Genomic DNA, 11313 nt, shown 5'->3' with positions numbered 1-11313 from the left:
AAGACGCTCGACTGGGATACCCCAGCCGAGCGTCTACGTGATCTACTCACCACCTGAAACCAAGTGGTGTTGCGACGACCCCTTGAACCCAAGCTGCGGGACCGGGGGCCTTCGGCGCGGAGCCTCCTGTCGGAATCGAACCGACGACCTCAAGATTACAAGTCAAGCGCTCTGGCCAACTGAGCTAAGGAGGCAGCCAGAGCAGTGTAACCAACGCCCCCGGCGGCCCCGCGGGGATTTCTCACCCCGGACACCTGCTGACAGATCCGCGTTCGCCGGGTACCGTCACCGCAGGTCCGCCCTGGTGGACTACACCACTCCCTTACTCGGATCGTCCGGCACGTTCCTGCCGGTGAAGGAGACGCTTCAGCATGGCCACTGTCACGTTCGACAAGGCGACCCGCCTCTACCCGGGTGCCGACAAGCCCGCCGTCGACCAGCTCGAGATCGGGATCGAGGACGGCGAGTTCCTCGTCCTCGTCGGCCCCTCCGGCTGCGGGAAGTCCACCTCGCTGCGGATGCTCGCCGGTCTGGAGGACGTCAACGGCGGCGCCATCCGCATCGGCGACCGCGACGTCACCCACCTCCCGCCCAAGGACCGGGACATCGCCATGGTGTTCCAGAACTACGCGCTCTACCCGCACATGTCCGTCGCGGACAACATGGGCTTCGCGCTCAAGATCGCGGGCGTCAACAAGGCGGAGATCCGCAAGAAGGTCGAGGAGGCAGCGAAGATCCTCGACCTCACGCAGTACCTGGACCGCAAGCCCAAGGCGCTCTCCGGCGGTCAGCGCCAGCGCGTCGCCATGGGCCGCGCGATCGTCCGCGAGCCGCAGGTCTTCCTGATGGACGAGCCGCTGTCGAACCTCGACGCCAAGCTCCGCGTCTCCACGCGTACGCAGATCGCCTCGCTCCAGCGCCGCCTGGGCATCACCACCGTCTACGTCACCCACGACCAGGTCGAGGCCATGACGATGGGCGACCGGGTCGCCGTGCTCAAGGACGGCCTGCTCCAGCAGGTGGACTCGCCGCGGAACATGTACGACCGCCCGGCCAACCTCTTCGTCGCCGGCTTCATCGGCTCCCCGGCCATGAACCTGGTCGAGGTGCCGATCACGGACGGCGGCGTGAAGTTCGGCAACAGCATCGTCCCGGTCTCCCGCGAGGCCCTGTCCACCGCGGCGCAGCGCGGCGACAAGACCGTCACGGTCGGTGTCCGCCCGGAGCACTTCGACGTGGTGGAGCTCGGCGGCGCGGCGGCGGACTCGCTGTCGAAGGACGCCCCCGCGGGCCTGGCGGTCTCGGTGAACGTCGTCGAGGAGCTCGGCGCCGACGGCTTCGTCTACGGCTCGACCGAGGTCGGCGGGACGCACCAGGAGATCGTGGTGCGCGTCGGCGGCCGCAGCGTCCCGCGCAAGGGCAGCGAGCTGCACGTCGTGCCGCGCGCGGGCGAGCTGCACGTCTTCTCGACGTCGACGGGCGAGCGGCTGAGCGACTGAGGCCGCCCCACCCCGACACCGGGAGCCGGGTCCCCGCCGTGCGGCGCGGGGCCCGGCTCCCGTCGTGCGGGGCGGAACCGGGCGGGGACCGGAACCACTTGGAGAGCGGAACCGGGCGGGGAAGGGACAGGGAGCGGAACCGGGCGAGGGCGGGGGCGACTCCCGTCGTACCCCCGGTCGCACACGGGGCGTACCGTCGTACAAATTCCCTCTGATATCGGGCAGTTCATACCAACACGTCAACAGAGAATTCGAATGACGCTCCCGATCCATCCCCCACGTGAGTGACTGAATGTCGCCTCCCGGTCACCGGCCGCTACGCTCGCTCGCGTGACCCACACAGCCCGCCGAATCGGCCGCACCCTCGCCCTCGTCCTGCCCGTCGTCCTGGTGCTCTCCGGGACCCTCGCGGTGTCCACGGTGCCGTGGGCCGGGCAGGCCTCCCAGTCGCAGATGCTCACGGCCTCCGCCGAGAACGTCGCCGCACCCGCCGAGCCGCTCGCGCCGCAGGACGTGCTGCGCGAGAAGCTGCTCACCGAACTCCAGGTGAAGGACCCGGCGGTGGCGCTCACCCACCTCCAGCGCGAGGTCGAGGCGCGCCCCTCGCTCGCCGAGCACTGCATGTCCATCGCCCGCGACCTCGGCCGGGCCGCCGTCGACCACTACGGCCCCGCCCGCGCGCAGCGCTTCTCCCGCCCGGTGTGCGACACCTCCTTCGCCACGGGCGTGTCCCAGCAGACCATGGGGCACTGACCGCACCGGCAGGCCCTGGGACACACCGGGGCTGCCGGGCGGACACCCCGCCCGGCCCGCGCCGGCACCCGGACCGGACCCGCACGCAGCGGGTCCGGTCCGCGTCGTGTGCGGGAGTGCGCATATCGTTCACGCCATGCATACGCCTACGTTTCCGACGCAGGCCGTGGTTCTGGCGGGCGGCCAGGGCTCTCGGCTGCGCCCCTACACCGACGACCGCCCCAAGCCGATGGTGGAGATCCCGGGGACGGGCACGCCGATCATCGGGCACCAGCTGGCCTGGCTCGCGGCCGAGGGCGTGACCGACGCCGTGGTCTCCTGCGGCCACCTGGCCGAGGTGCTCCAGGAGTGGCTGGCCCAGGCCCGGCTGCCGCTGCGGGTGACGACGGTGGTGGAGACCGAGCCGCTGGGCCGCGGCGGCGGGCTGAAGTACGCGGCGGCCAGCCTGCCCCAGCCCGACCAGCCCTGGTACGCCACCAACGGCGACATCTGGACCCGCTTCTCGCTCCGCGAGATGGCCTCCTTCCACGCCGAGCGCGACGCCACCGCGACGCTCGCGCTGGCCCGCCCGCGGATCCCCTGGGGCGCGGTCGAGACGGACACCTTCGGCCACATCACGGACTTCGTGGAGTCGCCGCCCTCGCCGTATCTGATCAACGCGGGCGTGTACGTCTTCGCCGCCGAGTTCACCCGGCTGCTTCCGGACGTCGGCGACCACGAGCGCACCACGTTCCCGAGGCTGGCGCGCGAGAAGCGGCTGGCGGGCTACCCCTTGCCGCACGGCGCCTACTGGCGGGCGATCGACACCGCCAAGGACCTGACCGAGGCGGCCAAGGAGCTTTCCGCACAGGCGCGTTGACCCTGCGCGGGCCCGGCCGGGCCCGCGCAGGGTGCGTACGGCCGCGGCGCCGCACGGTGCCGGACGGAGGAATCCGCCCGGAGCGCGACCGGCGCTCCCTCCGGCTCAGCCGAGGAGCCCGCCGATGACCCTGCTGCCGCCGTCCGGGGCACCGCCCGATCCGCTGCCCGGCCCGGAGCCGTCGCCCGGGCCGCCCGTGGTCCCGCCCGTGGGGCCCGCGGAACCCGCTCCGCCCGACCCGGTGCCGCCGCTGGAGGTGGGCCCGGCGCTCGTGGACGGCGGCGGGGCCGGCTGGGAGTCCGCGGGAGGCGGCTGCTGCCCGGTGCCCTGCGTGGAACTGGGCGCGTCCGCCACCCGCCCGGGCTCCGGCGCCGTCTCCGGGGCGGGCGCCGTGGTCGGGGGCTCGGTGCTCGCGGAACGGCTCGCCGAAGGGGTCGGGGTGCTCTTCCGCTCCGCGGGGCGGCGCTGCGTCCCGGACTCCTGCGGCAGCGGCGCGCCCGGCAGGTAGTTGGTCGGGTCCTGGCCGGGACCGGGGACGGTCACGATCTCCGTGGAGCGGACCGCGCCGCCCAGCATCGAGCCGATGAGCATCGTCAGGCCGACGACCACGGCGGCGACCAGCCCACCGCGGCGCAGCACCCTGCGCCGCAGGTCCCAGAGTTCGGAACGGGGGCCGAGGGCGCGCCATGCCTCGCCCGAGAGGCGGGCGTCCACCGAGTAGACCGGGGCGCCCGCGATGATCAGGGGCGACCAGGCCGCGAGGAAGATGATGTCCGGGGCGTCGTAGACGGGGACCGTGCGCCAGCTGACGGTCAGCAGCAGGGCCGCCGACAGCAGGACGCCGACCCCCGCCGCGACCCGCTGCCACAGGCCCAGCAGGGTGAGCACCCCGACGATCACCTGGAGGAAGGCGACCGTCAGGCCCGAGCCCACGGGGTGGGCCAGGGCCAGGTCGCGCATCGGCTCGGCCATGGCCCAGGGCTGGAGCGACTCCAGCCACCTGACCAGGGAACCGCGCTCCCCGCCGTCGAAGTAGACGGGGTCGCAGAGCTTGCCCATCCCGGCGTACACGGAGATGAACCCCAGCAGGATGCGCAGCGGGAGCAGCACCACGCCGAGGTTCATCCGGCGGTCGGGGTAGTAGGCGTGGCGCGTGTGGTCGCCGGAGGCCCGGTGGCCGGAGCGGCCCTCGTCCCCGGTCTCGCCGTCCAGCGGATCGAGGTCGTAGGCGCCGTCGTCGCCGCCCGCCTCGCCGTACTCCTCCGGCCCGAAGGAGGGGGTGTCGTAGGCGCCGACCGCCTGGCGCATGGGCGGCAGCAGGGGGCCCGAGCGCTGCACGGTGTCACCGACCAGGTCGACACGCGGCATCGCCTGGGTGGCACCGGCGGAGTAGCCGCCCTGCTCCGGTGCCTCCCGGGGGGCGGGCGGCGCCGGAGGCGCCAGCGTCCCGGCGGAGGAGTCGCGTACGGCCTGGAGCAGACCGGTCGCCCCTGCGTCGCCCGGTGTGGAGCGACCGCTCCACACGACGGGGGCCCGGCGCCGGGCGGCTCTGCCCGTCGCGCCCCCACCCGCAGCTCCCGCCGCGGCGGCACCGACGGCACCGGCCGTGCCGAAGGAGGCGATCCGCGCGGTGTCCGCCATGGCCCGCGCGGGGCGGGGGTTCCGCGGCAGCTGTACCCGGAAGCTGGCGTGGTTGACGATGACCTGCGCAGGATCGCAGTGCACCTTGACCATGCTCAGCGCAGGCTGGTCGTCGAACCCGGACCGGGGTGTTCTGGTGTCCACACTCATCTAACCGAGTGATGTGTGATTAGGGCACGGCCGCGAGCGTCCCGATCTGTCCGAGACCCGTCAAGAGCATCTCTTGTGCCTTTTTGACCGCACCGTTCCCCACCGGGGCCGCGCCGGGGCCCCGGGCCGGCGCCCGGCGCACCCGCGGGGCGGGGCCCCGCAGGCGCACGACCCCGCGCCGACCGCCCGCCTCAGGCGCGCCGGTGCCTCGACGCCTCGTAGAGCACCACCCCGGCGGCCACACCCGCGTTCAGCGACTCGGCACCGCCGGGCATCGGGATGCGGACCAGGAAGTCGCAGGTCTCGCCGACGAGACGGGACAGGCCCTTGCCCTCGCTGCCGACCACGATCACCACCGGGCCGCCGAGCGCGTCCAGCTCCCCGACCTCGGTGTCGCCGTCCGCAGAGAGGCCGACCACGGTGATGCCGGCCTTCTGGTAGGCCTCCAGCGCCCGGGTCAGGTTCGTGGCACGGGCGACCGGCGTCCGCGCGGCGGTCCCGGCCGAGGTCTTCCAGGCACCGGCGGTCATGCCCGCCGCGCGGCGCTCCGGCACCACCACGCCGTGGCCGCCGAACGCGGACACGGAGCGGACCACCGCACCGAGGTTCCGCGGGTCGGTGACCCCGTCGAGCGCGACGATCAGCGGGTCCTCGCCGTCGTCGAAGGCCGCCGCGGCCAGGTCCTCGGGGTGGGCGTACTCGTACGGCGGGACCTGGAGGACCAGGCCCTGGTGGTTGAGCCCGTTCGTCATCCGGTCCAGCTCGGGGCGCGGCGCCTCCATGATGTGGACGTCGCCGCGGCCGGTGGCGAGCTGGAGCGCCTCGCGCACCCGCTCGTCGTTGTCGATGAACTGCTGGACGTAGAGGGTGGAAGCGGGCACACCGTCGCGCAGCGCCTCGAAGACCGGGTTGCGGCCGACGACCATCTCGGACGTGCCCTTGCCGCCACGGCGGGCGACGGGGCGGCGCTGCGCCTGCTTGGCCTTGGCGTTGGCGATGCGGTTCTTGGCATGCCCCTTACGGGCGGAAGCGGGCGGCGTCGGGCCCTTGCCCTCCAGTCCGCGGCGCCGCTTGCCACCGCTGCCGACCGTCGCGCCCTTCTTGTTGGACGTGCGGCGGTTCCTGCGCTGGCTGTTCCCGGCCATGACCTACCTGATTCCTGCGAAGCTCGCTCAGAGAAACGTGTGTACGTAAGGAAGTGTGCCGCCCGGCGCGCCGGGCGGCACATCGCCCCGGGGTCAGCGGGGACCGAGGCTCCAGCGGGGACCGTCCGGAGAGTCCTCGACGACCAGGCCGGACTGGTTGAGCTGGTCGCGGATCGCGTCGGCCGTCGCCCAGTCCTTGCGGCCGCGGGCCGCCTCGCGCTGACCCAGCACGACCCGCACGAGCGTGTCGACCACCCCGTGGAGGTCGTCCTCGCGGTCGCCGCCCTGGGCGCCCCAGCGCTCGTCCAGCGGGTCGAGACCGAGGACGCCGAGCATGGCCCGCACCTCGGCGAGGCGGGCGACGGCCGCCTCCTTGTCGTCGGCGGCCAGCGCGGAGTTGCCCTGGCGGACGGTGGTGTGGACGACCGCGAGGGCCCCCGGCACACCGAAGTCGTCGTCCATCGCCTCGGCGAAGGCCGCCGGCACCTCCTCGGCGGGCGCCACGGGGCCCCCCGCCTTCTCCACCACGCGCTGGACGAAGCCCTCGATCCGCGCGAAGGCCGACTCGGCCTCGCGCAGCGCCTCCTCGCTGTACTCGATCATCGACCGGTAGTGCGGGGTGCCGAGGTAGTAGCGGAGCACGATGGGGCGCCAGTGCCGGACCATCTCGGAGACCAGCACCGAGTTGCCCAGCGACTTCGACATCTTCTCGCCGCTCATGGTGACCCAGGCGTTGTGCGCCCAGTACCGCGCGAAGTCGTCGCCGAAGGCCTTGGCCTGGGCGATCTCGTTCTCGTGGTGCGGGAAGACGAGGTCGAGCCCGCCGCCGTGGATGTCGAAGGCGGAGCCCAGGTAGCGGTGGGCCATCGCCGAGCACTCCAGGTGCCAGCCGGGGCGGCCGCGCCCCCAGGGCGTCTCCCAGTCCGGCTCGCCCGGCTTGGAGGCCTTCCACATGGCGAAGTCGCGCGGGTCGCGCTTGCCGGTGATGCCCTCCTCGGGCGGCTGGCGCAGGTCGTCGATGTCCTGGTTGGACAGCGACAGGTAGCCGGGGAAGGAGCGCACGTCGAAGTAGACGCTGCCGTCGGCCGCGTAGGCGTGCCCGCGCTCGATCAGCCCGCGCATCATCTCGACCATCTCGGTGACATGGCCGGTGGCGCGCGGCTCGTAGGTGGGCGGGAGGCAGCCGAGGGCCTCGTAGCCGTCGTTGAAGGCGCGCTCGTTCTCGTAGCCGATGGCCCACCAGGGGCGGCCCTGCTCGGCGGACTTGGCGATGATCTTGTCGTCGATGTCGGTGACGTTCCGGACGAAGGTGACGTCGTAGCCGCGGTAGGCGAACCAGCGGCGCATGATGTCGAAGTTCAGCCCGGACCGGATGTGCCCGATGTGCGGCGCGGCCTGCACGGTGGCGCCGCAGAGGTAGATCGAGACACAACCCGGCACGAGGGGGGTGAAGTCGCGGATCTGCCGGGCGCTGGTGTCGTACAGGCGAATGGTCACGCAACAAGGGTAGTGGGCCGACGGCAGTGCCCCACACCCCCTGCGGCACCCGGGCAGGGGGTGGTCCCGGGCCGGGGCGCGACCGCACCGGCCCGGGGCGCCGTCAGCGGCTCCGGACCACCAGCGCGGTCGCCAGGGCGGCGAGCCCCTCGGCCCGCCCCGTGAGCCCCAGCCCGTCCGTGGTGGTGCCGGACACCGACACCGGCGCACCGGCCGCCTCGGACAACGCCTTCTGCGCCTCCGCGCGCCGCTTGCCGATCTTGGGCCGCACGCCGATCACCTGGACGGCGATGTTCCCGATCTCGAAGCCCTCGGCCCGCACGATCCGCGCGGCCTCGGCCAGCAGGGTGACGCCGGAGGCACCGGACCACTCGGGACGCGAGGTGCCGAAGTGCGCGCCGAGGTCGCCGAGACCGGCCGCCGAGAACAGGGCGTCGCAGGCGGCGTGGGCGGCGACGTCGCCGTCGGAGTGACCGGCCAGGCCCCAGCCCTCGGCCTCCTCCCACAGCAGCCCCGCGCACCACAGTTCGCGGCCCTGCTCGAAGGCGTGCACGTCCGTACCGATGCCGACCAGCGGCAACGCGGGCCGCCCGGCGGGCGGGGCCGTCTCCCGGCCGCCCGGCGCGTCCTGCGGGTGCGGGTGCGGCTCAGAAGCCATCGTGGGCCCTCCTGCGGGCGAGTACGGCCTCGGCCAGGACGAGGTCCAGCGGACGGGTCACCTTGAACGCCTCCTCGTGGCCCGGCACGACGACGACGTCCAGGCCGAGCGCCTCGACCATGCCCGCGTCGTCGGTGACCGCTCCGGCGACCTCCCGGTGGGCGCGGGCCAGGGTGGCGTGCGCGAAGCCCTGGGGGGTCTGGACGGCGCGCAGCCGGGCCCGCTCGGGGGTGGCGACGACCCGCTCGGGCCCGCCGCCGGGCGACGGGGCCACCTCCTTGACGGTGTCGGCGAGGGGCAGCGCCGGGACGACGGCGACCGCCCCCTCCCGCACGGCCGCGACCACGGAGTCCACGGTGTCCACCGGGACCAGCGGGCGGGCCGCGTCGTGGACGAGCACGGTGTCGATGCCCTCGGGAAGGGCCTCCAGGCCGAGCCGGACCGACTCCTGGCGGCTCTCGCCCCCGGGCACGACCAGGTAGTCGGTGCGCTCGGGCAGGGAGTGCTCGTCGAGGAGGCGCTTCACCTCGGGCGCCCCGTCGGGCGGTGCCACGACGACGACCAGCGAGACGGCCCGCGAGGCGGCCATCGCGCGGACGGCGTGGACGAGGATGGGTGTGCCGCTCAGCATGCGCAGCGCCTTGGGGGCACCGGGCCCCAGGCGTACGCCGCGTCCGGCGGCGGGGATCACGACCGCGGTGCGGTGCGGGCGCGTCTCGTCTGACATCGGTTGCTCTCCGGCAGGTTTGTTCGCTCGGCAGACGTGGGTATGGCCTGGGCGTACCCCGGCCACGGGTCGGGGGCAGTGCCGGGCGCGGCGCCTTGACCGGACCCTTCCGTGACCCCGTCTGCGCCAGCCGCCCGGGCCCGGCACACACAGCGGCACCGCCGTCGACGTCCCCGGGGGCGTCCACCGTGCTCCGCCGGTGCGGATGCACCGGGGGCGCCGGGGCGGAGGTGGCGTCCGCCGGGGGCCGTTCAGGCGGTCGGCGGGGCGGCGTCATGCCCTGGCACAGGCCGACCCCGCGGCGGGTGGACGGGCCGTGGATACACCGCGGCGCCCGCCGGCGGGCTGGAGACCCCCGCCCGAGATGTCGGGCGGGATGTCCAGCATGCCGGCGGGCACCGCGGTATCAGTGGTGCGTCAGGACGCGAGGACCTCGTCGAGCAGGGCCTCGGCCTTGTCCTCGTTGGTGTTCTCCGCGAGGGCCAGCTCGCTCACCAGGATCTGGCGCGCCTTCGCGAGCATCCGCTTCTCACCGGCGGACAGCCCGCGCTCGCGCTCACGGCGCCACAGGTCGCGCACGACCTCGGCGACCTTGATGACATCACCCGAAGCGAGCTTCTCGAGATTCGCCTTGTAGCGACGAGACCAGTTCGTCGGCTCTTCGGCGTAGGGTGCACGCAGCACCTCGAAGACCCGGTCCAGTCCGTCCTGACCGACCACGTCGCGCACGCCGACGAACTCGGCATTGTCAGCAGGCACACGAACCGTCAGGTCGCCCTGGGCGACCTTGAGCACCAAGTAGGTCTTGTCCACGCCTTTGATCTGACGAGTTTCGATGGCCTCGATCAGCGCGGCCCCGTGATGGGGATAGACCACGGTGTCGCCAACCTTGAACGTCATGTGACAGGTACCCCTTCCGTGGCTATCCAGGGTAACACGGAAACAGCGCGTTCTGAATGGCGTTTCCGCAGGTCAGGGCATATCTCGGGGCTTGACAACAGAGACGGGGACGTGCTGCGACCGCCTTGCGGAAGGGGGTATTCGCAGGTGGGAGGCGCTGCACGGGCAGACGGAAACGCACACCGTACCCATCACGGGCCCCCTCCGCCAGGGGTCCGAACGTCCTGTTTCGCCCGGTTCCTGAGAGGTGGATCACACCACCCGTTCGACCACCGACCACCCGTCCGGGGGACCACCCCCCGCGAATCACGCGGCTCGGGAATCGGGAATTGATCAACCGGCGCAATTCCCGGTAAAGGGCCGGGCCACGAAATTGATCACCCCTCTTATGCGAACGGCACGGTAAGCACCGCGGGCCGCCGGGTGTCCGGAAGGCGTCCGGAAGCGTCCGCCGGCGCCCGGCCGGGGGCGCTCCGCCGCCGCCGCGGGCGCGGGTCACCCCGAAGGGCGGGTCGGGTGCGGGGCGTGACGGGCCGCTCGGTAACCTAAGCCCCGAGCTGATCGCCCGGGGTGTCACCGCGCAGGCGGCAGCCGCCCCAAACCGTCCGCACGTCCGTACGTCCAAGGAGATGCCGCCGCCGTGAGCCGCAGCCTTCGACGCGGTGCCCTTGCCGGCGCTGCCATCGTCTTCTCGATCGCCTCGCTCGCCGCCTGCGGTGCGGGCAACAACGCGCAGACCCTCGGCGTGCGGCCGGACAACGCCGCGACCGCCGTCGACAGCCTGAAGCTCCAGAACGGCACCGTCATCACCCAGGCCGACGGCGACGCCGAGGGCCCCGCGGCCGTCGCGGTGACCGTCTTCAACGACGGTGCAAGCGCCCAGACCCTGGAGTCGATCACCCTCCCGGGCACCGACGCCACGGTCGAGCTGTCGCCCGCCACCGGCTCCGGCCCGCTCACGGTCCCGGCCGGCGGCCGGGTCGTCATCGGCGGCAACGGGAACGCCTCCGCGGTGGTCGAGGGCGGCGGCGAGGCCCTGCAGGACGGCGGCACCCAGGAGATCGTCTTCCGCTTCAGCGAGACGGGCGATGTGCGCCTGCTCGCCTTCGTCGTCCCGGGGACCAGCTACTACCAGGGCTTCGGGCCGAGCTCCGGGCCCGAGTCGCCCTCCGAGACCCCCGCCGAGAGCCCTTCGGAGAGCCCTTCCGGGGAGGCCACCAGCCCCTCGCCCACCGGCTCCCCGACCGGTGAGGCCGAGACGGAGGCCGCGGGCGGCGAGACGGGCCCCGAGGCCGGCTGACCCGCCGCACCCCCGGCGCCCCACCCGTCCGGACGTCGCGCCGCACCCCGGCGCGCGCCCCGGACGGCACGGCGGCCGCCGCACACGCAGAACGACGCCGAGGGGCGTGCCCCGCGGGACCCCGGGGGGCCCCCCACCGCGGGGCCCCCCCCCGGGGGGCCGGGGCGGGGGGGGCGGGCGCACG

10 protein-coding genes and 1 tRNA gene are annotated in these 11313 nt (G+C 73.5%); 4 read left to right on the top strand and 7 right to left on the bottom strand.

Features of this window, described 5'->3' with window-relative positions:
• Positions 1-120 precede the first annotated feature (120 nt).
• Positions 121-194: transfer RNA gene (locus ACGF15_RS27510), tRNA-Thr, on the bottom strand.
• Positions 195-371: 177 nt separating this feature from the next.
• Here ACGF15_RS27510 and ACGF15_RS27505 point away from each other — a divergent pair.
• From ACGF15_RS27505 to ACGF15_RS27495, 3 genes are all read left to right on the top strand, one after another.
• Positions 372-1499: a sn-glycerol-3-phosphate ABC transporter ATP-binding protein UgpC gene (locus ACGF15_RS27505; protein WP_345613702.1), complete on the top strand. Its 1128-nt coding sequence runs from the start codon at positions 372-374 to the stop codon at positions 1497-1499.
• A 330-nt stretch (positions 1500-1829) separates the two neighbouring features.
• Positions 1830-2252, top strand: coding sequence for a hypothetical protein (locus ACGF15_RS27500; RefSeq protein ID WP_256524208.1), 423 nt, complete (start codon positions 1830-1832; stop codon positions 2250-2252).
• A 136-nt stretch (positions 2253-2388) separates the two neighbouring features.
• On the top strand, positions 2389-3111 hold the full coding sequence (locus tag ACGF15_RS27495; RefSeq protein WP_345613704.1) for a nucleotidyltransferase family protein: 723 nt from the start codon (positions 2389-2391) through the stop codon (positions 3109-3111).
• A 105-nt stretch (positions 3112-3216) separates the two neighbouring features.
• Here ACGF15_RS27495 and ACGF15_RS27490 read toward each other — a convergent pair whose 3' ends face one another.
• From ACGF15_RS27490 to ACGF15_RS27465, 6 genes are all read right to left on the bottom strand, one after another.
• Complete coding sequence (locus ACGF15_RS27490) at positions 3217-4902, bottom strand: DoxX family membrane protein (protein WP_392802808.1); 1686 nt, start codon at positions 4900-4902, stop codon at positions 3217-3219.
• Positions 4903-5093: 191 nt separating this feature from the next.
• On the bottom strand, positions 5094-6047 hold the full coding sequence (gene rlmB / locus ACGF15_RS27485) for a 23S rRNA (guanosine(2251)-2'-O)-methyltransferase RlmB (RefSeq protein WP_345613708.1): 954 nt from the start codon (positions 6045-6047) through the stop codon (positions 5094-5096).
• A gap of 93 nt (positions 6048-6140) precedes the next feature.
• Positions 6141-7544, bottom strand: a complete 1404-nt coding sequence (gene cysS, locus ACGF15_RS27480; protein ID WP_345613710.1) for a cysteine--tRNA ligase — start codon at positions 7542-7544, stop codon at positions 6141-6143.
• Between the two features lie 103 nt (positions 7545-7647).
• Positions 7648-8202, bottom strand: a complete 555-nt coding sequence (gene ispF / locus ACGF15_RS27475) for a 2-C-methyl-D-erythritol 2,4-cyclodiphosphate synthase (RefSeq protein ID WP_392802804.1) — start codon at positions 8200-8202, stop codon at positions 7648-7650.
• Entirely contained in the window at positions 8192-8929 is a 738-nt protein-coding gene (gene ispD / locus ACGF15_RS27470; RefSeq protein WP_345613714.1) for a 2-C-methyl-D-erythritol 4-phosphate cytidylyltransferase, read from the bottom strand. The genes ispF and ispD overlap by 11 nt, the downstream gene beginning before the upstream one ends.
• A 417-nt stretch (positions 8930-9346) precedes the next feature.
• Entirely contained in the window at positions 9347-9829 is a 483-nt protein-coding gene (locus ACGF15_RS27465) for a CarD family transcriptional regulator (RefSeq protein WP_003953493.1), read from the bottom strand.
• Positions 9830-10469: 640 nt separating this feature from the next.
• Here ACGF15_RS27465 and ACGF15_RS27460 point away from each other — a divergent pair.
• A complete protein-coding gene (locus tag ACGF15_RS27460) occupies positions 10470-11129 on the top strand; it encodes a DUF461 domain-containing protein (protein ID WP_345613716.1) in 660 nt (219 codons plus the stop codon).
• Positions 11130-11313 lie beyond the last annotated feature (184 nt).

Source organism: Streptomyces sp. NPDC048001, from assembly GCF_043203115.1.
Lineage (GTDB): Bacteria > Actinomycetota > Actinomycetes > Streptomycetales > Streptomycetaceae > Streptomyces > Streptomyces sanyensis.
The sequence above is the reverse complement of the archived record's forward strand: the minus strand, read 5'-3'. Positions and strand labels throughout refer to the sequence as shown.

Excerpts from the sequence above, each read along its gene's own strand:
- ACGF15_RS27505 (WP_345613702.1), top strand. The coding sequence starts at position 372 with ATGGCCACTGTCACGTTCGACAAGGCGACCCGCCTCTACCCGGGTGCC.
- ACGF15_RS27495 (WP_345613704.1), top strand. The coding sequence starts at position 2,389 with ATGCATACGCCTACGTTTCCGACGCAGGCCGTGGTTCTGGCGGGCGGC.
- ACGF15_RS27490 (WP_392802808.1), bottom strand. The coding sequence starts at position 4,902 with ATGAGTGTGGACACCAGAACACCCCGGTCCGGGTTCGACGACCAGCCT.
- rlmB (WP_345613708.1), bottom strand. The coding sequence starts at position 6,047 with ATGGCCGGGAACAGCCAGCGCAGGAACCGCCGCACGTCCAACAAGAAG.
- ispF (WP_392802804.1), bottom strand. The coding sequence starts at position 8,202 with ATGGCTTCTGAGCCGCACCCGCACCCGCAGGACGCGCCGGGCGGCCGG.
- ispD (WP_345613714.1), bottom strand. The coding sequence starts at position 8,929 with ATGTCAGACGAGACGCGCCCGCACCGCACCGCGGTCGTGATCCCCGCC.
- ACGF15_RS27465 (WP_003953493.1), bottom strand. The coding sequence starts at position 9,829 with ATGACGTTCAAGGTTGGCGACACCGTGGTCTATCCCCATCACGGGGCC.